Annotated in this window: 20 protein-coding genes; 3 read left to right on the forward strand and 17 right to left on the reverse strand. The window is 48.0% G+C overall.

From position 1 onward, the window contains the following. Positions 1-8: 8 nt before the first annotated feature. The 6 genes from BM293_RS09630 to dauA form a co-directional block, all read right to left on the reverse strand. A complete protein-coding gene (locus BM293_RS09630) occupies positions 9-626 on the reverse strand; it encodes a hypothetical protein (RefSeq protein WP_093448977.1) in 618 nt (205 codons plus the stop codon). Positions 627-716: 90 nt separating this feature from the next. Beyond that, positions 717-1,670, reverse strand: coding sequence for a prolyl aminopeptidase (gene pip / locus BM293_RS09635; protein ID WP_234968979.1), 954 nt, complete (start codon positions 1,668-1,670; stop codon positions 717-719). A gap of 6 nt (positions 1,671-1,676) precedes the next feature. Next, positions 1,677-3,503 (reverse strand): translational GTPase TypA, encoded by a 1,827-nt coding sequence (gene typA / locus BM293_RS09640; RefSeq protein ID WP_200770631.1) that lies wholly within the window; start codon positions 3,501-3,503, stop codon positions 1,677-1,679. 106 nt (positions 3,504-3,609) lie between these two features. Continuing rightward, the gene (locus BM293_RS09645) at positions 3,610-4,062 is read right to left on the reverse strand and encodes a DUF6691 family protein (RefSeq protein WP_093448982.1); all 453 of its coding nucleotides are present in this window, start codon (positions 4,060-4,062) and stop codon (positions 3,610-3,612) included. Between the two features lie 3 nt (positions 4,063-4,065). Continuing rightward, complete coding sequence (locus BM293_RS09650; RefSeq protein WP_093448985.1) at positions 4,066-4,554, reverse strand: YeeE/YedE family protein; 489 nt, start codon at positions 4,552-4,554, stop codon at positions 4,066-4,068. Positions 4,555-4,644: 90 nt separating this feature from the next. Then, on the reverse strand, positions 4,645-6,408 hold the full coding sequence (gene dauA / locus BM293_RS09655) for a C4-dicarboxylic acid transporter DauA (RefSeq protein WP_234968980.1): 1,764 nt from the start codon (positions 6,406-6,408) through the stop codon (positions 4,645-4,647). 93 nt (positions 6,409-6,501) lie between these two features. Between dauA and BM293_RS09660 the strand changes: the two genes are divergently transcribed. Further along, positions 6,502-6,693: a hypothetical protein gene (locus BM293_RS09660; protein ID WP_093448988.1), complete on the forward strand. Its 192-nt coding sequence runs from the start codon at positions 6,502-6,504 to the stop codon at positions 6,691-6,693. A 62-nt stretch (positions 6,694-6,755) separates the two neighbouring features. Here the strand turns inward: BM293_RS09660 and BM293_RS09665 are convergent, their stop codons facing one another. The 9 genes from BM293_RS09665 to rpoZ all read right to left on the reverse strand — a co-directional run bounded on the left by BM293_RS09665 (position 6,756) and on the right by rpoZ (position 18,972). Then, complete coding sequence (locus BM293_RS09665) at positions 6,756-7,016, reverse strand: Txe/YoeB family addiction module toxin (protein WP_093448990.1); 261 nt, start codon at positions 7,014-7,016, stop codon at positions 6,756-6,758. After that, complete coding sequence (locus tag BM293_RS09670; RefSeq protein ID WP_093448993.1) at positions 7,013-7,237, reverse strand: hypothetical protein; 225 nt, start codon at positions 7,235-7,237, stop codon at positions 7,013-7,015. Before BM293_RS09670 ends, BM293_RS09665 begins: the two co-directional genes overlap by 4 nt. Before the next feature lie 70 nt (positions 7,238-7,307). Next, on the reverse strand, positions 7,308-11,015 hold the full coding sequence (metH, locus tag BM293_RS09675) for a methionine synthase (RefSeq protein WP_093448995.1): 3,708 nt from the start codon (positions 11,013-11,015) through the stop codon (positions 7,308-7,310). 105 nt (positions 11,016-11,120) lie between these two features. Further along, positions 11,121-13,199 carry a S8 family serine peptidase gene (locus tag BM293_RS09680; RefSeq protein WP_093448998.1) on the reverse strand — a complete coding sequence of 693 codons (2,079 nt, stop codon included), beginning with the start codon at positions 13,197-13,199 and terminating at the stop codon, positions 11,121-11,123. A gap of 216 nt (positions 13,200-13,415) precedes the next feature. Next, complete coding sequence (locus BM293_RS09685) at positions 13,416-13,997, reverse strand: chorismate--pyruvate lyase family protein (protein WP_093449001.1); 582 nt, start codon at positions 13,995-13,997, stop codon at positions 13,416-13,418. An 18-nt stretch (positions 13,998-14,015) separates the two neighbouring features. After that, entirely contained in the window at positions 14,016-16,121 is a 2,106-nt protein-coding gene (gene recG / locus BM293_RS09690; protein ID WP_093449004.1) for an ATP-dependent DNA helicase RecG, read from the reverse strand. Positions 16,122-16,148: 27 nt separating this feature from the next. Continuing rightward, positions 16,149-16,535: a RidA family protein gene (locus tag BM293_RS09695; RefSeq protein ID WP_093449006.1), complete on the reverse strand. Its 387-nt coding sequence runs from the start codon at positions 16,533-16,535 to the stop codon at positions 16,149-16,151. A gap of 28 nt (positions 16,536-16,563) precedes the next feature. After that, the gene (locus tag BM293_RS09700; RefSeq protein WP_093449008.1) at positions 16,564-18,738 is read right to left on the reverse strand and encodes a RelA/SpoT family protein; all 2,175 of its coding nucleotides are present in this window, start codon (positions 18,736-18,738) and stop codon (positions 16,564-16,566) included. Between the two features lie 9 nt (positions 18,739-18,747). Next, positions 18,748-18,972, reverse strand: a complete 225-nt coding sequence (gene rpoZ / locus BM293_RS09705) for a DNA-directed RNA polymerase subunit omega (RefSeq protein WP_093449010.1) — start codon at positions 18,970-18,972, stop codon at positions 18,748-18,750. Positions 18,973-19,075: 103 nt separating this feature from the next. Here rpoZ and BM293_RS09710 point away from each other — a divergent pair, with 103 nt between their 5' ends. Together BM293_RS09710 and BM293_RS09715 are read left to right on the forward strand one after the other, a co-directional pair. Beyond that, a complete protein-coding gene (locus BM293_RS09710; protein ID WP_093449012.1) occupies positions 19,076-19,900 on the forward strand; it encodes a mechanosensitive ion channel family protein in 825 nt (274 codons plus the stop codon). Continuing rightward, entirely contained in the window at positions 19,897-20,436 is a 540-nt protein-coding gene (locus tag BM293_RS09715; RefSeq protein ID WP_093449015.1) for a gamma carbonic anhydrase family protein, read from the forward strand. The genes BM293_RS09710 and BM293_RS09715 overlap by 4 nt, the downstream gene beginning before the upstream one ends. Here BM293_RS09715 and aroE read toward each other — a convergent pair. Further along, positions 20,414-21,262 (reverse strand): shikimate dehydrogenase, encoded by an 849-nt coding sequence (gene aroE / locus BM293_RS09720; protein WP_093449017.1) that lies wholly within the window; start codon positions 21,260-21,262, stop codon positions 20,414-20,416. The two genes, BM293_RS09715 and aroE, sit on opposite strands and share 23 nt — an antisense overlap. Further along, positions 21,259-22,269: a porphobilinogen synthase gene (gene hemB / locus BM293_RS09725; protein ID WP_093449019.1), complete on the reverse strand. Its 1,011-nt coding sequence runs from the start codon at positions 22,267-22,269 to the stop codon at positions 21,259-21,261. Before hemB ends, aroE begins: the two co-directional genes overlap by 4 nt. Between the last annotated feature and the right edge of the window lie 18 nt (positions 22,270-22,287).

A 22,287-nucleotide genomic window follows, 5' to 3' on the forward strand; every position in this document is an offset into this window, starting at 1 on the left:
TGCAGCACTTATTTAGGCTCGCTCGTGTTTTGTTCAGTTGACTCGCTGCGTGCTAAGCCAGGTTCGCGGTCGTTATATTCCCCTTTTTCGATATTTGATGCGTCAGTGCGCGGCAAATAATGGGAAATTTGTTTGTCAATAATACCTTTACTGGCATCGTATACTGAAATCCCAGTCTGGATAAAGGTAATCAGTGCGGTAAAAAACACGATTGCAGCACCGAAGAACATGATAATGACTTGAAATATGGGGGTAGAGCTGCCGTCATCTGCAAAGTTATTCATGGTCATACCACTTGGCATAAGTACATTGATAATCAAATACAGCATAACGAGGACTGAAGCAACCGCATAACTTATCATTAACAAACGACCGCGGCGCCATGCCAGCATCCAATTGGCGCGCACAAACCAGCTGTCGTCTGCAACGATTTGATTCGCCTTAAAGCGGATATAGCTCAGTACGGCAATTGACAGTATAGGTACAAGAATAAACACGGCCATGTTACTACTGGTTTTGAGTAGCGCCACAGGTAACAGTAGATGAAGCAAAATAATATTTAAGCTATATATTTGATGAGGCGTTTTAGCACTTTGAGCTTCATGGTCTTCAATTTGATATTGCATAGGGTTTTGCCTTAATTTGGAACTCAGACTAATTATTATAATTTGTTCTATTTCTTTGTAGCGTATTTCTGTTTAATGTCTGTCATTTATTCACACTAAAGATGAAAAATGCGTTGTCGTGGTGATCAAGCTGTGGGTGATTTCCGCTTCAAAGGCTGAATGACCACTGTTGGGGCAAACAATCAACTCTGCCTGCGGCCAGGCCTGGTGCAACGCATAAGCCTGCTCGATTGGACAAACCACATCATAGCGGCCATGGATAATCCAAGCGGGCACATTAGGTAGTTTATAAACATCCTTTAACAGTTGATTTTCTTGTAAAAACGACTTGTGCATAAAGTAATGACATTCAATCCGTGCCATGGCGAGTGCATGGTGAGGATCAGCAAAGTGATCCACAATATCTGGGTTGCTTACCAGTGTGGAGGTGCGCCCTTCCCAGACAGACCAGGCTTCGGCAGCACGCATCCTAGCGACTTCATCATCACCAGTAAGTTGTTGATAATAGGCTGAAATTAGGTCATTTTGTTGTGCTGGCGGTATAGGTGCAAGGTAGTCTTGCCAGTAATCTGGGAAGAGGGCGCTTGCGCCTTGCTGGTAAAACCAAGCAATATCTTGATCACGACAAAGGAAGATACCACGTAGGATTAAGCCCAGTACCCGCTGTGGATAAGTCTGTGCGTAAGCTAATGATAGAGTTGAACCCCAAGAGCCACCAAACAGTCCCCATTGCTCAATAGTTAAGTGTTGGCGTAGGGATTCCATATCGGCTAAAAGATGCGCAGTCGTGTTATGTTCCAGACTCGCATGAGGGGTTGAGCGCCCAGACCCGCGCTGATCAAATAAAATGATGCGATAGGCCTGGGGATCGAAAAACTGCCGGTGACTAGGCGAGCAACCCCCGCCAGGCCCACCGTGAACGAACAGGATTGGAATACCCTGTGGGTTACCGGATTGCTCGTAATAGATTTGATGCCCATTACCAACAGGCAACCAGGCTTGTTGGTAAGGCTCAATGGCTGGGTAGAGCTGGCGCAAGCTCATTGCCTGTTAGCTAGCCGCCTTGCTACGGCTATGGCGCTTACGATCGTTTTCAGTTAGATGCTTTTTACGAATGCGCACTGATTGTGGCGTGACTTCAACCAATTCGTCATCGTCAATAAACTCAAGCGCTTGTTCCAGCGTAAAGCGAATCGGTGGGGTTAAAACAATGGCCTCATCCGTGCCAGATGCACGCATATTGGTTAATTGCTTGCCTTTGAGTGCGTTAACCGTTAAGTCGTTTTCACGGCTGTGCAAACCGATTATCTGACCCTCGTAAACTTCATCGCCATGGCCAATAAACAAACGACCACGGTCTTGTAAGTTGTATAGGGCAAAACCTAATGCTTTACCAGTGCTCATCGCAATGAGCACCCCACGGCTACGTTCACCGACGCTGCCTTCAAATTTTGGTCCATAATGAGAAAAACTACTAAAAATAAGACCATTACCCTGGGTAGCGGTTAAAAACTCTGTACGATAGCCGATTAAGCCGCGTGATGGAATGGTAAAGTCAATACGGACGCGCCCTTGGCCATCGGGTGCCATATCGCTCATAATGGCTTTACGTATACCTAGCTGTTCCATGACGGTACCCTGGTTTTCTTCGGGGACATCAACGGTTAGTGTTTCATAAGGCTCGCACACTTCGCCATCAATTTCACGGAAAATAACTTCTGGACGTGATACCCCTAGCTCAAAGCCTTCGCGGCGCATGGTTTCAATAAGTACCGACAAATGCAGCTCACCACGACCTGAAACACGGAACTTGTTAGCATCCTCGGTCTCTTCAACGCGCAGTGCTACGTTAGTTAATAGCTCTTTGTCTAAACGTTCACGGATTTGACGTGAGGTTAACAACTTGCCCTCTTGGCCTACAAAAGGTGACGTGTTAACTTGGAATGTCATACTTACCGTGGGTTCATCAACAGTCAGAGCGGGTAAGCCTTCTGGGTGGTTTACATCGCAGAGGGTGTCAGAAATATTGAGTGGATCCAGGCCACTAAATGCCACAATATCGCCGGCATGGGCTTCGTCAACATTGACGCGATCTAAGCCATGAAAACCAAACAGTTCCGCTATTTTTGCATTACGTTTGTTGCCTTCTTTGTCAACAACCGCAACCGTCATCCCGGATTGCACTGCACCACGCTTGATACGGCCCGTGCCGATGACGCCTTTATAGGTGTCATAAGCCAAGGAAATACACTGCAATTGGAAAGGACCGGCTAAATCAACATCTGGAGCCGGCACCTTTTCAACGATGGTTTCAAAAATCGGCGTCATGTCACCCGAGCGTACATCCGAATCATGACCGGCATAGCCATTAAAACCAGAAGCAAACAAGATCGGGAAGTCCATTTGCTCATCGGTGGCACCTAAACGATCAAATAAATCAAAGGTTTGGTCTACAACCCAGTCAGGGCGCGCAGCATCACGGTCAACCTTGTTAACAACAACAATAGGCTTCAAACCTTGCTGCAAGGCTTTTTGAGTCACAAAACGGGTTTGTGGCATCGGGCCTTCAACCGCATCAACCAATAACAATACCGAATCAACCATCGATAAAATACGCTCAACTTCACCACCAAAGTCAGCATGTCCAGGCGTATCGACGATGTTAATACGGTAGTCGTTCCAATTAACAGCGGTGTTTTTAGACAATATAGTGATACCACGTTCTTTCTCTTGATCGTTTGAGTCCATGACCCGTTCACCCAAGTCTTTACGCTGGTCAAGCGTACCTGATTGGCGTAGAAGTTGGTCAACAAGAGTGGTTTTGCCATGGTCAACGTGAGCGATGATGGCGATATTGCGGATATGATCGGTGGACATGATGAGCCTTAAAGTATAACGATAAAAAAATCGCATTATACTGGAATTTTGACTTGACTTCAGATTATGTTAAAAAAACGCTGTAGGGCTTACGCGGCTAATGTCATTAGCCGCTGCGTGTTTCCTTGGCATGAAGTAAATAGGTTTTTAGAATGCCATAAGCTAGGGTGCCTAAAATTAATCCCAAGAAGGTGAATAGTGCCCCGATTTTGCCCTCTGCCATCATGGCCGGAATCGTGCCTGGGCAAGCCGCGGTCATGCCCCAACCAATTCCAAACAGCATCGCACCTAAAATAAGACCCTGTTGATAGGGCTTTTTAACAAAGTCGACCGGTGTTTTGGTGGTGATGGAGCGGACATTAAAGCGTTTGAGTAGATAGACGCCTAGCATGGCGACCACTACCGCTGTGACGATAACCTTCATCAGCTGCATGTCTTCAAACATAAACATTTTGACATGAAAATCATAGGTGGTTGCGCCCGCACGGCTCATTAAAAAACCAAACAGTGCGCCCATGCCTAGTGCTAAAAAATTCGGGTTTCTAATAAATTGCCACATGATTTAAAGTCCAAATAATAGGTGAGTGGTAATCAATGCGCTGGTAAAAAAGACCGCGCCGGCAATAAGGCTAGCGGGGTTAAGCATCGCACCACCAACCAACGCATGACCGGTTGTACAGGCTCCTGCCAAGCGGGCGCCGAAACCTAATAGCATGCCGCCAAAAATTAGCCAAATCGCTTTGGCAGAGTAGGTTTGTGGTAACACTTGTTCATAGAGTCCCATATCAAAGCTGAGATGCCAGCTCTCAACTGATGTCAGCGCCGAAATTAAGCCGCCAAGCGGTATACCGATTAAAAACCAGAGTTTTGAGTTATTTAGATTGCTGTACTCGCCAATACGGAAAAATTTGACCTTGGGAAAAGCCAAGCCGCAAAGATTGCCATAACCGGTTGAACAGCCGGCTGGCTTGCCCAGTAACCAAAAATGAAGAATAACGAACAAGCCGATTGCAAAACCAGCTAGATAGCCATTCCAGACGGATATTTCCATAGGATTACTCCATAAACTATTTTTATGCTATTTTGCCTGAAAACCCAGTATCGCTAAAGCTTGAGGATTTTTACATGGCATAAAATTAATTTATTGTGAAACTGGCGTTAGGGTGTCTGAAGATCCATCTTTCTGCGCAGGTTCAAGCCGATTGGTAGCAAGCTGTTTGGCCGCTATTTGGGCATCATCAAGATTAGCAAAAAGTTGAAAATGCTCGCCAAATTTATCCAAGCCATAACGAGCCAAGGTTCGCAGTGGTTGGAACTGCAGCTCGCTTAGATAGATTTCAACATTTTGTGCTTGTGCACTTGCAATGAAGCGGCGTAACGCAGACAAGCCACCGGAATCAAGAATAGTGACGGCATCCATTTGAATGACGATACCTTGTTGATGAGGCAGGTGAGTGGCGAGCTCACCAAAGATGCGATCGGCAGCGGCAAAAAATAAGGGCCCTTGTATGCGATAAATCGACCAGTTTTCAGGTAAGTTTTCTGCATGGTAGCGTTTGCTTTCGCCTAGGTTTTGTAGTTTAGTCATTTCGGCGATTTCTTTAATAAATAAAATCGAGGCAAGTACCATTCCAACAATAACGGCATAGACAATATCGACTAAAATAATGACGCTAAAACAGGCGATATAAACGAGTTTATCGCCCCGCTCGGCATTGCGCACCAGTTCAATGGCACGTGGAAATTCGCTCATGCGCCAGGCCACCAAAATGAGTAAGGCCGACATGGCCGGCAGGGGTAAATGAACCAGCAGGCCTGCTAAGAAGAAAATCGCAAACAGCACCACGATAGCATGAACTATCGCCGCAACGGGTGACACGGCACCGGCGCGCAAATTCGTAATCGAGCGTGCAATCGCGCCACTGGATGCAAAGCCACCAAACAGTGCCGACGCGATATTACCAACGCCTTGCCCCATCAGTTCGCTATTGGGTGAATGACGCGTATTGCCTTTGCTGTCCAGTACCGCTGCGCAAAACAGCGATTCCATCGCAATCAAAATCGCCAGTGCAAAGGCAATGGGCAATAAAAATTTGACCATATCCCAGATGTCGCGCACCGCCATCCCCTGTAGCTGCTCTAGCATTAACAGGCCTTGGAATATGGGAAAGTGGTGCGGAATTTCACCAAAGAGTTGCCCAACGGTGAGGACCTCGGCGCCATACTGATTCCAAAAAAAGGTCACGACACTGGCCGCGACCAGGCCTGGTAAATGACCCGGAAATTTAAAACCCATTTTTAGCCAAAGTGTCATAAATAGCAGAGTAAAACCGCCAATCGCGGCTGAAGGCCAATGGACTTGGGTGAGCAGGCTTTGTAACATAATCCCTAAGCGCTCTAGAAAATTGCTCGGTAGATTGCTGAGCTCTAAGCCAAAGAAAAAATTGATTTGCAGCAGAATAATTACCGCAGCAATTCCGGTGGTAAAGCCGAGCGTAATGGTTTCTGGGATATATTCGATCCAGCGTCCAAACCGATAGTAGGCCATCATCATTAATAACAGGCCGGTGAGCAAGGAGACGGTGATGATGCCCAGCAGACCATAGGTTTCGGTAACTGGAATGAGTAAGATAACCAGTGACGCGGTGGGACCAGCGACACTAAATCGTGAGCCACCTAATAAAGCGGTCACAAAGCCAGCCACAATCGCGGTGTAGAGGCCGTAGATTGGCGAAATACCAATACCGGTAGCCAATGCCATCGAAACCGGAATGGCTAAGATGCCCACAGTGACACCGGCCACAATATCTTTGGTCAGATGCTGGCGGTTATAGCCTTCTTTTTGCACGAAATCGCGCAGGCCGTAACCAAATTTTATGCTTGTTAGATGATTGCGTTGTGACATGCTGATGATTAAGAATTAGGTAGGTGTCATGTATCATTATCATCTATTGTTTTATAATAGATAGGATAATGAAATTTAAGGAGATTATACACCATGGCTAAACGTAAAGCGCAGCACAAACAACAACGCAATGTCGTCTTTATGGACATGATGCAGTTGTTCAGCGGTAAATCAGTGGGGCATAAATCGAAAAAAGATTATCGCCGACAACCGAAACATCGCCATGCAACAGAGCAAAAAGGCTGGGATTCCCAGCCTTTTTTATGTCTAACCATGCACCTTTAAGTTATGCAGAGTTTTAACAGGTTTTTAAGTAAGCGCTTAGGTTAAAGCAAGCCTCAGCAACACTAAAGTTGGTAGTGGAAGCGACAAGAAATAATAATTAGGTTTTCGTTTTCTAAACGATAAACCAAACGATGCTCATCGGTGATTCGTTTTGACCAGTAGCCCAGCAAGTTGTTTTTTAAAGGTTCTGGCTTTCCTATGCCGGCATACGGATCACGTAGACTCTCTTGTATTAAACGCTGAATACGTTTAGATACTTTTTTATCTTGCACAGCCCAGTCACTATAATCAAGCCAAGCCTTTTCTGTAAACGAGATAATCATAAGCCGAGTTCAGTCGGTGTCTTTTTGATTAGATTCGCTTGATTAACCTGAGCTATCGCGGCATCCAAATGCGCGCGGTTAGCGGTATTACTATTTAAATAGTCGGTTTCATCCATTTCGCGAATGGCGATATCGACCTTGGCATGAGTGAATTGTTTTTTTAAGTTGGCAATGAATTCCTCATTGAGTTCATCTAAATTGCAGTGGTAAACAGCGTGCATTCCATCACCTCTAACTCAATGTTTATTAATGACGTTTTATCATAACTAAATCGCTTACCTGAAGCAAAACCTAGTTAAAATCCTCTGGATCGTAGCCCAGGTTGGGGGCGAGCCATTTTTCGGCTTCGGCGATAGTCCAACCTTTACGATGGGCATAGTCTTCGGCTTGGTCACGACCTATTGAACCGACGCCGAAATATTTGCTTTGCGGATGCGCAAAATACCAGCCGGATACCGCTGCGGTTGGCGTCATTGCATAGCTGGATGTCAGTTCTAAACCAATTTCTTGATCTGGCTGCAACAGTTCCCAGAGCGTGCCTTTTTCGGTGTGTTCCGGATTGGCCGGATAACCGGGTGCCGGACGAATCCCTTGATATTTTTCTTTGATCAGCTCTTCGTTGGTTAATTGCTCATCGGCGGCATAACCCCAGAGGTCCTTACGCACTAATTCATGCAGATGCTCGGCTAAGGCTTCGGCTAAACGGTCGGCCAGTGCTTTAACCATGATTGAGTTATAGTCGTCATGCGCGGCTTCAAAACGGGCGATATGCTCGTCAATGCCAATTCCGGCGGTGACCGCAAACGCACCGATATAATCAGGCAGCACCAGGCCTGCTGAACTCGCTTTCGGCGCAATGTAATCACTCAAACACTGATTGTATTGCCCTGGTTTTTTTTCCGCTTGTTGGCGCAGGTTATGCAGACGAGCGAGGACTTTTTCACGTGATTCATCGGTGTACAGCTCAATATCGTCGCCCACCGCATTCGCAGGATAAAAGCCAATCACCGCACGAGCGGTCAGCCATTTTTCGTCAATGATTTGTTTTAGCATGGTTTGCGCATCGGCAAACACTTTTTTCGCTTCTTCGCCAACAATCTTATCGTCTAAAATGCGCGGATAAAGGCCATGCAAATCCCAGGATTGGAAAAACGGTGACCAGTCGATGCGCGGTAAGAGGTCTTCTAGCGCAATGTTATCGAATACTTTTTTGCCGAGGAATTTGGGTTTGGGCGGGGTGTAATCCGTCCAATCAATCGGGATAGCATTGTCACGTGCTTTGTTAAGCGGTACACGTTTAACTTGTTGCGCACGTGCTTTACGCTCTTCACGCAGTTGTACATACTCTTCACGAATTTTAGCGGCAAAATCGGCTTTCAGTTCGTTAGAAATCAAGCTTTGCGCCACACCGACCGCACGCGAGGCGTCCTTCACATAGACCACTGGATGCTCATATTGCGGTTCGATTTTGACCGCAGTATGGGCTTTGGAGGTGGTCGCACCACCGATTAATAACGGAATATTCATACCGCGACGTTGCATTTCTTTGGCAACATGTACCATTTCTTCTAACGACGGCGTAATCAAACCCGACAAACCGATGACATTCGCGCCTTCAGCCAGCGCGGTGTCGAGAATTTTTTCTGCCGGCACCATCACGCCCAGGTCAATCACTTCAAAGTTATTACACTGCAACACCACGCCGACAATGTTTTTGCCGATGTCATGCACATCGCCTTTGACGGTCGCCATGACAATCTTGCCTTTGGCTTGACCGGAAGATTTTTCTGCTTCTAGGAACGGCTGTAAATACGCCACCGCACGTTTCATCACCCGCGCAGACTTGACCACCTGTGGCAAGAACATTTTGCCCGCGCCAAATAAATCGCCGACCACATTCATGCCGTCCATGAGTGGCCCTTCGATCACTTGCAATGGCGAACCGAGCGTAGTGCGTGCTTCTTCGGTGTCATCTTCAATAAAGTCGGTAATGCCTTTAACCAGTGCGTGTTCTAAGCGCTTTTCAACCGAAGCTTCACGCCACTTGATGTCTGATTCTTTGCCTTGTACCGAGCCGTCGCCACGGAATTTTTCCGCCACTTCCAGTAAACGGTCGGCTGCTTCCGGGTCTTTGTTAAGAATAACGTCTTCAACCGCTTGCTTCAGTTCTGGGTCGAGGTCGTCATAAATTGCCATTTGCCCGGCGTTGACAATCCCCATATCCATGCCTTGCTGAATCGCGTAATACAAAAATACCGAGTGAATCGCTTCGCGTACCGGATTATTGCCACGGAACGAAAAGGATACGTTCGATACGCCGCCGGACACCATGGCATAAGGCTGGTTTTGTTTAATCCAGCCAGTGGCTTCGATAAAGTCCACCGCATAGTTATTATGTTCTTCAATGCCGGTGGCAACGGCAAAAATATTCGGGTCAAAAATTATGTCTTCCGGCGGGAAGCCATTTGCCACCAATAAATCATACGAGCGCTTACAGATTTCTTTTTTACGCGCAAAGGTATCGGCTTGGCCGTCCTCATCAAACGCCATCACGATGGTGGCGGCACCATAACGCTGAATGAGCTTGGCTTGTTCGAGGAATTTTTCCTCACCTTCTTTTAGCGAGATCGAGTTAACAATGCCCTTGCCTTGAATACATTTGAGTCCGGCTTCAATCGCTTCCCATTTCGATGAGTCAATCATCACTGGCACCCGTGCGGCATCCGGCTCCCCGGCCATCATATTCAAAAAGCGCGTCATGCAGGCCTTGGCATCCAACATGCCTTCGTCCATGTTGACATCAATAATCTGTGCGCCATCATTGACTTGTTTGACTGCGATTTCAACCGCTTGTTCGTAGTTATCTTCGATAATTAACCGTTTAAACAGCGCTGAACCTGTGACGTTGTTACGCTCACCGACATTGACAAACAGGGTGGTGTCGTCAATCGTCATTGGCTCTAAGCCAGACAAGCGACAGGCTTTTTTAATCTCTGGAATAGTGCGTTGTGGATGGGCGAGTGCCGCCTGAGCCATCGCTGCAACATGATCCGGCGTAGTGCCGCAACAGCCGCCGATAATATTCAGCCAACCGGCTTGCGCCCAGGTTTGTACTTCAGCCGCCATTTGTTCAGGAGTTTCGTCATATTCACCAAATTCATTTGGCAGGCCTGCATTCGGATGCACCGATACATAACATTCAGCAATCCGGCTGAGTTCTTCGACATAGGGGCGTAATTCTTTCGGGCCGAGCGCACAGTTGAGGCCAACCGATAGCGGTTTGGCATGACGAATCGCATTATAAAAAGCTTCGGTGGTTTGGCCGGACAGGGTTCTCCCTGAAGCGTCAGTGATGGTGCCACTTATCATTATTGGAATTTCTTCACCCAGCGCGTCTTCAACTTGTTTTACGGCAAAAATCGCGGCTTTGGCGTTGAGGGTATCAAAAATGGTTTCAATCAAAATAACATCTGCGCCGCCTTCTAATAAGGCTTCGGTCGCTTGCACATAGGCACCGACCAGCTCATCAAAGCTGGTGTTACGAAAGCCCGGGTCATTCACATCCGGTGAAATGGAGGCGGTACGGTTTGTTGGGCCGAGCACCCCGGCGACAAAACGCGGTTTGCCATCTTCGGATTCGGCGATGTCACAGGCATCACGCGCAACTTGCGCAGCGCAAATATTAATCGCCCGCACCTGATCCTGCATATCGTAATCGGCTTGCGCAATCGTGGTGGCGTTAAACGAGTTGGTTTCCAGAATATCGACGCCTTGGCGCAAAAAGCCTAGATGAATATCGCGAATTAGTTGGGGTTGCGTTACGACGAGAATGTCGTTATTGCCTTTGATATCCATGTGATAGTCAGCAAAGCGTTCGCCACGAAAATCTTCTTCATTCAGGTTTAAGCCCTGAATCATCGTGCCCATTGCGCCATCTAATACGACCACACGTTCGGTAAGAAGTTGTTTTAATTGGGCAATTCGTTGTAAACGCGTCATAAACATCCCATCAGTTGGTATCAAAAAGTATCAAAGAAAAGTCGTGTATTTTAACGCAAAAGCGTGCAAAAAGGGTGAGAGTGATATTTGGTTTGCGGCAGGCTGTTAAAAGGCCTGCCGGTAGCGCACTAACCAGGCCTGGTCAAATTGGTCTTGTTGCCAACGAATTTGCCAATGAGGGTGCTGAAGTTGCAGGCTCACCCCTTCATTTTGTCTGGTCGTACGCAGGTTTTGGCGATAAAAGCGCAAGCTACCGTTCCCAATAGATTCGCTAATCGCGGCGGTAAAGTCGAGTTGGTTTTGTTGTTGATAAATATCCATTTGGGCATGAAAACCCATGATGCGATAGGGGTTGTGTAGGCTTAGCCATTGGCTGGTTTGGGTTTCGGTAACATTGGTGAGCAATTGCGTACCTGGCTCTTGCGCTTGCTGCCAGTTATAGCCAACACTCAGCCAGTCTTGGGTCAGTGTGGGGTGCCAAATCGCAAAGACGCCCTGTTGGTTGCGTTGGTTGAGTCCCGCCCAGTTGAGTAGGCTGTCGCCTTGAGTTTGATAGCCACCCCATTGCCAACGTCCTTGCTGACGGGCTAATAACCAGGCCTGCTGATTGGTTTGGCTTGATTGCGCGACACTGGCGTACCAACCGGTTTGCTGTGTGGGTTGATAGAGTCCAATATTGAACAAGGTGAGTTGTTGATCTTGCGCAAATTGGTTAAAGCCCAGTTGGCTGTGTTGAATCATGGGCTGGTAGCTATTGAGCTCGGTTTGTGGGCTGATACTTAATGACATCTGGCTGTTGTCAAGTGAGAAGGTTCGTGGCGGTGTCGGCCAGGCCTGGTTGAACGCTTGTCTAAAATGACCTTGACGTGGTTGGGTAACACTGGTCATTTGAATGGCAAAATCGCGTTGATAGCTATCCAGGATAGCGGTATTGAGCGTGACCGGTTCATAGCCTGCCGGCAAACTCACTGCCAGTGACTGCATAGAATAGGTTTGGTTTTCAAATGCAATTGATGTGGTGCCGACAGGACTAAAGGCGGCATCGGCATCAAGCATACCCATGCCATGTAAACTGGCGCTGTAATTGGGAAAATCTCTATTGGCGGTGTCTAGAAGTATTTGAGTCAGTTCGCGGCCACCAAGGTGCTGCCAACGTTGCTGCATCACCGCAATGAGACCACTGACATTGGCGGCTGCGCCAGAAGTGCCGAAAAGGGTGTAATCAGCGACTTGAGTAGCACCAGGTCCAATAATAAAACGTTTCTGAATGGCTCCATCATGGCCAGGAAAGTTTGAAAAACTGGCCAGAGATTGATTGTCAAAGGTCGCCCCCACGATTAATAAGTGTTGGCCAAGGGTTAGACGGGTGGCATCTGCAAAATTGGCGTCATTATAGACTTGAGTGACTAAACTTATCGCGTCATTGCCTGCTGCATGTATTATTGCCCGGTTTTGGGCAACGATTTGATTGCTAATGTTTCGAATAGTTTGTTCAGATAATGGTAGTTGGCTGTTGCTGACACTCTCACGCGCAAGGACTAGAGCACCATAGTTAAAGGATAAATTCATCACTGGCACATTAAAGCCTTGGCTGTTTAAGCTGTTAGCCCACTCTAGCCCTTTGAATATGGAAATACGATTGGTGCTGCCTTGGGTGTCTGCAATCACACCATGTGCAATAGTTGCGTCAATCGCTATACCATAATCTACTGAGGCGGCGATTTGTGCCATGTCATCACCATGCGTTCCATTACGCAAGGAAGTGTCATTGACTTTCATGACCTGTCCGTTCACCACGGTATAACGTTCATTGGATGCTGCCACGGTAGTGTAGAGGGTTCGATTGGTTTGATTGTTACGTAAACCTGTGTCGAGAATGGCAATAGTTTGGCCATTCCCATCAAAGCTAGTCGCATACCATTGATTTAAGTCGAAGCGTAATTGTTGCGCAGAAAATTGCACCGTACCAGGCTGGGGCATTGGGTTCATGGGTGGTTCAGGTTGTGTTTCGTCTGGCGGTGTGGGTATGGTTGGTTCGGGTTCTTGGATTGGCTCCGGCTGCGGTTCTTGAATAGGCTCAGGTAAGTCTGGCCTGACATTATTGCCACCCCCGCCCCCGCAGCCTGTTTGAAACAGAATGCTGCTGGTTATGAGTAGAGTTGAGAACCTCAATATGCTGGCCATAACGACTTTTTAACTTATCCAATTTGTGTATAGGTTAACCAATTTGAAGAGAAACCTGTGAACTGAATCATGCAAATATTTAATTAATAGCTTCACTTTATCAGGCATTTATAAATATTTAATTGGTGGTTTGTATAGCTTTTGTGTAATATTCTGCATGTGACAAGTTAAGCGATGTCGCAACGTAGGTTGAGGTTAGACCCCCATGTGGGGTCACTACCCCAGACGGTCAAACTGTTTGGGGTCTTTTTTATGTAAATTCTCCCACAGTTTCGGAAGAAACACTTCTGTTAGTAGCAGTTCAGCGCCCTTTCGGTTATAAAGACAATGACGTGCCAATGTTGGTTGGACTATAACGGGTGGCCAGTGCCAACGGCTGAATAAAAAGGCATCACGTTGAATGCTGGCATCTTGAAACAGTCGTTGACCCAAGGGTTGTTGTCCTTGTTGGCGCAAAAACGCCCAGGGTTGTCCTTGCCCGACCCCTAGCGTGACGCTGCGGGCAAAAATCCACGGTGTTGGACCACAACACAGCATGACCTCTCGAATCCACACGCGTTGATTGTGTAATCTTTGGTTGTGTGGTGTGGGTGCGCTGGCCACAGCCCGCTGTTCAAACGGATAGGCTGACCCCCAGCCTTCAAATAGCGGTTGTACTTGCAAATGAGCGCAACGTGCCTGCAATTTGGCGGTCAGTGATGCCCGGTCTAATAACCAGGCCTGCTGCTGAGGTTGCAGCGTGAGCCGGTTTATATCGGCTGCGCCATAGAGACGTTGAGCTAGGCGTGCGTGCGGCATAGTGCTTTTAAAGTAATGTTAAGCATGGTGATAGTCCAAACGATGAGCAAGCCAACGGGCTTCTAAGCCAGCGAGGTCACCACTTTGTTGCAATGTTTCGAGCCAGTCGTGTGCGGCAGGTTGCAGCTCGGTTAACCAGGCCTGGTCGCGGCTTATATCCGCGATTCGAAAGCTGAGGCCACCGGTTTGGCGCGTGCCTAGTACTTCGCCAGGACCGCGAATTTTGAGGTCTTCCTCGGCAATCACAAAGCCGTCCTGACTTTCGCGCATAATCTGTAAGCGAGCTTTCGCTGTTTCGGATAAGGGCGCTTGATAGAGCAGCACACAGTGACTTTTTTTACTGCCGCGTCCGACCCGGCCACGTAATTGGTGCAGTTGTGCCAAGCCTAGGCGTTCTGCATTTTCAATAATCATTAGGCTGGCGTTAGGGACGTTGACACCGACTTCTATAACGGTGGTGGCGACTAAAACCTGTAGTTGTTGCGCTTTAAAGTCGGCCATCAGTTGTTCTTTTTCAGCCGGTTTCAGTTTGCCATGGATTAAGCCCACTTTTAAATCCGGCCATTGTTGCTGAAACTCGGCCAGGGTGCTGGCCGCAGCTTGGGCATTGAGTTGTTCAGATTCTTCAATCAGCGGACAGACCCAATAGGCCTGCACGCCTTGTTGGCAGGCCTGGTAAAGATGTTCCATCACCTCATAACGTTTGCTATTACTCAGTACGGCGGTATCAATCGCTAGACGCCCCGGTGGCAGTTCGTCAATGACCGATAGGTCTAAATCACCGTAAGCGGCCATCGCAAGGGTGCGCGGGATCGGCGTGGCGGTCATGGTGAGTTGATGGGGTTGCCAGGCGGGCTGGTTGGGGTCTGAGGTCTGATTTTTTTGGGTGAGCGCGAGGCGTTGATGTACCCCAAAACGATGTTGCTCATCAATAATGACCAAGCCGAGTTGCTTAAATACCACGCTGTCTTGAAACAGCGCATGGGTGCCAACAATCACTTGAGCTTCACCTGAGGCAATCGCGGCCAAAATCTGTTGGCGCTCGCTCGGTTTGTGCCGTCCACTGAGACTGGTCAGGTGCAGACCGAGCGGTGTTAACCAGGCCTGCATCGCTTGGCGATGCTGTTCGGCTAGAATTTCAGTTGGGGCCATAATCGCGACCTGATAGCCCTGTTCGGCACAGACTTGAGCGGCCATAGCTGCAATCACGGTTTTGCCCGAGCCGACATCGCCTTGAACAAGACGTTGCATGGGTCTGGGTTGCGCCAGATCTTGGCTGATTTCTTGCCAAACGCGCTGTTGGGCTTGGGTGAGTTGGAACGGCAGATTCGCAATAAGCTGCTGTAAGCCGCGACTCGTTTGACTGTTAAAGGCCGGTGCCGGAATCGCTTGTTGACTTTGGCGCAAACGCTGCAGACTGAGTTGGTGGGTAAAAAGCTCTTCCACTATCAGCCGTTGTTGCGCAGGCGTGTCCACTCGGCTCAGTGCGCCGATGTCACTGCCGGCCGGCGGCTGATGAAGGGTGAGTAGGGCTTCGTTAATGCCCGGCAGTTGCCATTGGTCGCGCAGCTGATTGGGTAAATGTTCGGCGAGCGGGTATTGTTCGAGCAGTAAGCAGGCCTGCTTAATCAGCTTTTGGAGGTTTTTTTGGCCTAAGCCTTCGGTCGTGGGGTAAATAGGCGTTAAAAACGGTGACAGCGACGGCGGTTCGCTGTTAAAGACTTCACAGTCAGGATGCATCATTTCCCAGCCTTGCATACCGAGTTTACATTCGCCAAAGGCACGCAGTCGCTTACCGCGTTGATAAAAGCGCGCTTGGTTGGCGTTAACATGGAAAAAACGTAGGCTAATAGGAGTCTGGTCGTGGCTTAGGCAATCGACCCAAAGCCCGGGCGCGCGTCCACCGACAAAGCGACTTTGCACAATTTCAGCTTCAATCAGGCCTTCACTGCCGGGCAAGCACTGGCTTAAGTCAGTCAGTTGGGTTTTATCTTGGTAGCGAAGCGGAAGATGAAACAGTAAGTCAAGCAGGCTATACAACTGAAGTTTAGCCAGTTTTTCGGCGAGTTTGGGGCCCACGCCCTTGAGTCCGCTGACTTGCAGTTCACTGAGTGGGCTGGACATACTGATTAAGTGCCTGCTTATCTAGGTTTAGTAGTGTGATAACACCATAACGCCATCCATCTCTACGTCGGTGTCTTTCGGTAATTGCTTGACCGCGACGGCAGCGCGGGCTGGATAGGGTTGCTGAAAGTACTGCGCCATAATCTCGTTAACCGTGGCGAAGTGGCTCATGTCGGTTAGGAAAATATTGAGTTTGGCAATATCTTGTAAGCTGCCACCGGCCGCTTCACACACCGCACTGAGATTCTTAAATACTTGATGAATACGTTCGCTAATATCACCCTCAGCCAGTGTCATGGTGTCTGGAATCAGCCCAATTTGTCCTGAGAGATAAACGGTATCGGCAACACGAACAGCTTGTGAATAGGTACCAATTGCAGCGGGAGCTTGATCTGTATGGATGGTTTGGCGCATAGTTAATCCTCTAAATAACGGTCAAAAATTAGTGAGATTCAATTCTAAAGGCTTTTTCAATGGCAGGAATACGACGTAAGTGACGCAGTAAATCTTCGAGATGTTCGCGGTTGCGCACACTGAGCACAAAATGCATCACGCTATAGGTTTCGTCCTTGTCTTCTGAGCGTACCCGCTGAATATCCGTTTTGGTGTTGGCGATTTCAGAGGCGACCATCGCTAGGGTGCCGCGCTGATTTTTAACCTCAACTTGTACATCTACTGAGAAAAGTTGTTCTGAATCCAGTGACCATTCAACATCGAGCCATTTATCCGGTTGGTTTTGATAGTGACGTACGTTTTTGCACTCTTGACGATGGATCACCAGTCCCTTGCCTGATGACATAAAACCAATAATCTTATCGCCTGGGATTGGGTGGCAGCACTGAGCATAATTGACGACCAAGCCTTCTGTGCCAGAGATAGCCAGTGGATGATGATGGCTTTTGTGAGCGGCTGGTAGTGTTTGTTGGCCGGTTGCGCTGCTATTAGTTGTGTCGCGGGGCTGAATGCTATCGGCAATTTGTTTTGCGACCAGGCCTGCCATGCGGCGACCTAAACCAATATCGGTAAGTAGTTGCGACCAGTTGTCCAAATGAAGTTGTTCGATTAGGGCAATAAGATTTTTTTCCCGAACTTGGTCATAGCTTAAATTATGAGGGACAAGGGCTTTAGTGAGCAGTTTCTGGCCAAGCTCTTCGGCTGACTGGTCGTGCTGGTTTTTAAGGAAAGAGCGAATTTGGCTCCGTGCTTTAGCGGTGGTCACAAAGTTTAACCAGTTTGGGTTTGGCTGGATTTCTTTCGATTTAATGATTTCAACAGTTTGACCACTTTCTAGCGGCGTACGCAATGGCATCAGCTGGCGATCAATTCGACAACCAACGCATGCATGGCCAAGATTGGTATGAACAGCATAGGCAAAATCAACCGCCGTCGCGTTGCGCGGTAAGGTCACAATATCACCTTGCGGGGTAAACACATAGGTGACGTCAGGGAAGAGGTCGATCTTGACATTTTCTAAGAAATCTAATGAGTTGCCGGCACTTTGTTGGATTTCAAGCAGGTTGCGTACCCACTCCTGTGCGCGTTCATCGACGGCATGAGGGTGTGTCGCACCTTTATTGTTCAGCTTATAGTGCCAGTGGGCAGCGATGCCGTGCTCGGATACTTCGTGCATGGCATCGGTACGAATTTGTACTTCAATGTGGACACCAAAAGGGCCAAACAATAACGTATGTAGCGATTGGTAGCCATTGGCTTTAGGGATGGCAATGTAGTCTTTAATTTTCCCCGGCAAGGGTTTGTATAACGAATGAGCTAAGCCTAGTGCGCGATAGCAATCATCAACGTTTGGAACAATGATGCGAAAAGCAAAAATATCCAGCACCTCGACAAAGGTGAGCTTCTTTTGGCGCATTTTTTTATACAGGCTGTAAAGATGTTTTTCACGGCCTAGCACTCGGGCTTCGTAGCCCTCTTGAACAAGACGTACATTGAGGGCATCACTAATCTGCTCGACAATCTCTTTGCGGTTACCGCGTGCTTTTTTTATCGCTTTTTCAAGTGCGGCGTATCGTCTAGGATACATGGCTTTAAAGCCCAAGTCTTCGAGCTCTGTACGAAATGAATTGATACCTAAACGGGCGGCAATAGGGGCATAAATGTCTAATGTTTCACGGGCAATACGGCGTTGTTTGTCTGGACGCATAACACCAAGGGTGCGCATATTATGCAGGCGGTCGGCTAATTTTATTAAAATCACCCGAATATCTCGCGACATCGCCAGCATCATTTTGCGGAAGCTTTCGGCCTGGGCTTCTTGTGGATTGTCGAATGCGAGTTTGCCGAGTTTAGTGACCCCGTCAATAATGTCGGCTACTTTTTCGCCAAAACGATCAATGATATCTTTTTTAGTGTAGGGTGTGTCCTCAATAACGTCGTGCAGGATAGCGGCAATTAAGCTTTCGTGGTCGAGTTGAATTTCGGCTAGAATTTCGGCCACGGCTACCGGGTGCCAGATATAGGCGCCCCCCGCTTTACGTGTTTGCCCGGCATGTGCTAAATCACCGAACTCAAACGCGGCAATAATTTGCTTAACTTGGTTGGGTTTAAGATAGGCCTCTGATTTTGTTAAGAGGCCATCGAGTGATTTAGGTGTTGCCACAGGAGACCCTTAGCTGAAAAAAGGGGGCGTGTCTGGGTCAGCAAGAATAACAGAAGGTTCTACAAGGTTATCAGCCAATTCTCTTAATGCAACAACGGTTGGCTTATCATTTTCCCAATCTACGCAAGCGTCAGCGCCGTTGCCTAATTGGCGCGCACGTTTTGCGCTAACGAGTACAAGCTCAAATCGATTTTCAACATTTTGTAAACAATCTTCAACGGTAACGCGAGCCATAGTTAGTATCCTTAGAATCAAAAAAATTATTTAAAAAACTACACTTAATTATAAGTTATATTAAGGTTACTTTGAACTTCAACCTGAAAATAACGAGAAATTTATGGATTTAGAATTGCTGATTTATCAATATGTGCTGCCTTTTGGTATCAAGATCCTGGTGGCATTGATTGCGTTTTTTGTCGGTCACAAGCTCATAAAGTGGGCAATGCAGCTGCTTAAAAAAGGCTTAGAGCGCCTAAAAGTAGAACCTATATTGCAAGAGTTTGCTCAGTCGGTTGCTCGGGTGCTGCTATATGTGCTGCTGATATTGGCCGTTTTTGGTTATTTAGGTTTTGATACTACATCGGTGATTGCGCTGCTAGCGGCAGCAGGCCTGGCGGTCGGTTTAGCTTTGAAAGATTCATTGAATAATTTTGCTTCTGGCGTAATGTTAATCTTAACCCAGCCCTTTAAAGTGGGTGATTTTATTGAAGTGGCCGGTCAAATGGGCGTGGCAGAAAAAATCACCCTACTCAATACGGTGATGCGTACCGGCGATAATCGCGAGATTACCGTACCAAACGGGCTTATTTATCGCGATAAACTGGTTAATTATTCAGCGCGTGCAACGCGCCGAATTGACTTGGTATTTGGTATTGGTTATGACAGTGACCTGCGTAAAGCTAAGCAAATTTTAAAAGATTTAATTGCTGCTGAGCCGCGTGCACATCAAGAACCTGAGCCGCTTGTGGTGGTATCAGAATTGGCTGATTCTAGTGTTGATTTTACCGTGCGCATCTGGGTGGACAGTGCGGATTATTGGCCGGTACGCTTTGATTACATTGAAAAGGTTAAGCTTGAGTTTGATGAGCAGGGCATTGTCATTCCATATCCACAAATGGATGTGCATGTTCAGGCCACGCCAGCAGCGGAGGCTGTTAAGTGACACTACGTAGCTATAAAGGAATGTGGCCTGAATTGGTTGAATCTGCTTGGGTCGATCCGTCGGCTCAGGTGATCGGACCATGCCATTTGGCGGAGGATGTCAGTATTTGGCCTTGTGCGGTTTTGCGCGGTGATGTCAGTGCGATTGAAGTGGGTGCGAGGTCTAATATTCAAGATGGTGCGGTCGTGCATGCAACCCATGCGTCTGAGCGTACCCGCGGGTCAATGACGCGTGTTGGCTGTGATGTGACGGTGGGGCATAATGTGGTATTACACGGCTGTATTCTTGAGGGCGAGTGTCTGATTGGCATGGGTGCCATAGTTTTAGATAATGCGGTCGTGCAAAAACATGTCTTGGTTGGCGCGAATAGCCTAGTGCCAGCAGGCAAGGTGTTGGAAAGCGGTTATCTATATTTAGGTTCACCGGTTAAGCAGATACGTCCGCTCACCGATGAAGAAAAAGCCTTTTTTAAATACTCCGCGGCGCACTATGTTAAATTGAAAAACGAGTTTGCTACTGAGGATTCGCCTGAATAAGGCGACGCACTTGTTCGATCACCGGTTTGGTTTTTGGCATCACGCCACGCCAAAGGTAAAAGCTTTCAGCGGCTTGCCCGACCAGCATGCCCAGGCCGTCCATGCGTTGACACTGGGGTTGATGCTGTTGCGCCCAGTTTAAAAACACGGTGGGTTCGGCACCATACATCATGTCATAGACCAAACTGTTTGGCCCGATGGCCTGTGCAGACACGGGCGGTACTTTGCCTTCCAGACTGGCCGAGGTGCCATTAATAATAATATCAAAGGGTTCGAGCGGAATCTCGTCCCAACCGCTGCCGTGAATCGGTACGTCGGTATCAAAACGTTGGCCTAAAACTTGGGCGCGTTTGGCGGTGCGGTTGGCAATATGCACCAGGCCTGGTTGTTTGGCCAGCAAGGGTTTTAAAATGCCTTGTACCGCGCCACCGGCACCAATAATCAGTACTTTTTTATCTTTAAATGGCCGCAAACCATTTTGTTCAATATCCATCACCAGGCCTGCTCCATCGGTGTTGTCGCCGAGGATTTGGCCATTGTCTTGAAACACAAAGGTGTTAACCGCATGGGCGACTTCGGCACGCGGTGTCAGCTGATCGGCTAATTCAAATGCATCAAGCTTGTAAGGCACGGTGATATTTAAGCCTTTAAAATCAAGCTGCTGGATATAGCGAACTTCATCAATAAAATTCGCGTCCTCGGCATCAATGCGGATGGCTTCATACTGCATCGATTGACCGGTTTGTTCGGCAAAGAGCTGATGAATCAGCGGTGATTTAGAGTGGGCAATCGGATCACCCACTACCGCATAACGGTCGATACTCATAAGGCCGCATCTTCCTCAAGCCACAACGCCACCTGCTTGGCGTAATAGGTCAAAATGCCATCTGCTCCGGCACGTTTAAAGCACAGCAGGGTTTCCATGGCCACTTGACGTTCATCGAGCCAGCCGTTTTGTGCGGCGGCTTTAAGCATCGCATACTCGCCACTGACGTGGTAGGCGTAGGTTGGCACTTTAAATTCGCTCTTAATGCGTTGGACGATATCCAGATAAGGCAAGCCTGGTTTGACCATCACCATGTCAGCACCTTCATTAATGTCCAGCGCGACCTCGTGCAAGGCTTCGTTGCTATTGGCCGGATCCATTTGATAGTTGGCTTTATTGCTCTTGCCCAAATTGGCGGCTGAACCGACGGCATCACGAAACGGGCCATAGTAGGATGATGCATACTTGGCTGAATAGGCCATAATGCGAGTATTGTGATGACCATGATCTTCCAGCAGCTCACGGATTTCGATAATACGCCCGTCCATCATATCCGATGGGCCAATGACATCGGCACCAGCTTCGGCGTGGGATAATGCCTGTTTCATCAGCACATCAATGGTGTCGTCATTTAATACATAGCCCTTGTCGTCAATAATGCCGTCTTGACCATGGGTGGTAAAGGGATCCAGTGCGACATCGGTCATAATGCCTAATTCAGGACAGGCGGCTTTGACCGCACGCACCGCACGTTGCGCTAGGCCTTCGGGGTTGTATGCTTCTTCGGCATGTAGACTTTTATTTTCTGTGGGCACTACCGGGAAAATCGCAATCATCGGAATGCCTAATTCGACCAGCTCTTCTGCTTCTTCGACCAATAGATCAATCGTCAGGCGCTCAACAGCAGGCATGGAGGCAACCGGTTCGCGTAAGTTAAAGCCTTCGATAACAAACATCGGATAAATCAGGTCGTTGGTGGTGAGGGTGTGCTCACGCATCAGACGACGCGAGAAGTCATCGGCACGCATGCGGCGCATGCGGGTGATAGGGAATTGGCGAGTAATCATAGGTTAACCTCTAAATGA

The sequence above is a fragment of the Thiomicrospira sp. ALE5 genome (genome assembly GCF_900112445.1).
Lineage (GTDB): Bacteria > Pseudomonadota > Gammaproteobacteria > Thiomicrospirales > Thiomicrospiraceae > Thiomicrospira.

Bases quoted from the DNA above. Each gene is read 5' to 3' on its own strand.
- BM293_RS09630 (WP_093448977.1), bottom strand. From the start codon at position 626: ATGCAATATCAAATTGAAGACCATGAAGCTCAAAGTGCTAAAACGCCT.
- pip (WP_234968979.1), bottom strand. From the start codon at position 1,670: ATGAGCTTGCGCCAGCTCTACCCAGCCATTGAGCCTTACCAACAAGCC.
- typA (WP_200770631.1), bottom strand. From the start codon at position 3,503: ATGTCCACCGATCATATCCGCAATATCGCCATCATCGCTCACGTTGAC.
- BM293_RS09645 (WP_093448982.1), bottom strand. From the start codon at position 4,062: ATGTGGCAATTTATTAGAAACCCGAATTTTTTAGCACTAGGCATGGGC.
- BM293_RS09650 (WP_093448985.1), bottom strand. From the start codon at position 4,554: ATGGAAATATCCGTCTGGAATGGCTATCTAGCTGGTTTTGCAATCGGC.
- dauA (WP_234968980.1), bottom strand. From the start codon at position 6,408: ATGTCACAACGCAATCATCTAACAAGCATAAAATTTGGTTACGGCCTG.
- BM293_RS09660 (WP_093448988.1), top strand. From the start codon at position 6,502: ATGGCTAAACGTAAAGCGCAGCACAAACAACAACGCAATGTCGTCTTT.
- BM293_RS09665 (WP_093448990.1), bottom strand. From the start codon at position 7,016: ATGATTATCTCGTTTACAGAAAAGGCTTGGCTTGATTATAGTGACTGG.
- BM293_RS09670 (WP_093448993.1), bottom strand. From the start codon at position 7,237: ATGCACGCTGTTTACCACTGCAATTTAGATGAACTCAATGAGGAATTC.
- metH (WP_093448995.1), bottom strand. From the start codon at position 11,015: ATGACGCGTTTACAACGAATTGCCCAATTAAAACAACTTCTTACCGAA.
- BM293_RS09680 (WP_093448998.1), bottom strand. From the start codon at position 13,199: ATGGCCAGCATATTGAGGTTCTCAACTCTACTCATAACCAGCAGCATT.
- BM293_RS09685 (WP_093449001.1), bottom strand. From the start codon at position 13,997: ATGCCGCACGCACGCCTAGCTCAACGTCTCTATGGCGCAGCCGATATA.
- recG (WP_093449004.1), bottom strand. From the start codon at position 16,121: ATGTCCAGCCCACTCAGTGAACTGCAAGTCAGCGGACTCAAGGGCGTG.
- BM293_RS09695 (WP_093449006.1), bottom strand. From the start codon at position 16,535: ATGCGCCAAACCATCCATACAGATCAAGCTCCCGCTGCAATTGGTACC.
- rpoZ (WP_093449010.1), bottom strand. From the start codon at position 18,972: ATGGCTCGCGTTACCGTTGAAGATTGTTTACAAAATGTTGAAAATCGA.
- BM293_RS09710 (WP_093449012.1), top strand. From the start codon at position 19,076: ATGGATTTAGAATTGCTGATTTATCAATATGTGCTGCCTTTTGGTATC.
- aroE (WP_093449017.1), bottom strand. From the start codon at position 21,262: ATGAGTATCGACCGTTATGCGGTAGTGGGTGATCCGATTGCCCACTCT.
- hemB (WP_093449019.1), bottom strand. From the start codon at position 22,269: ATGATTACTCGCCAATTCCCTATCACCCGCATGCGCCGCATGCGTGCC.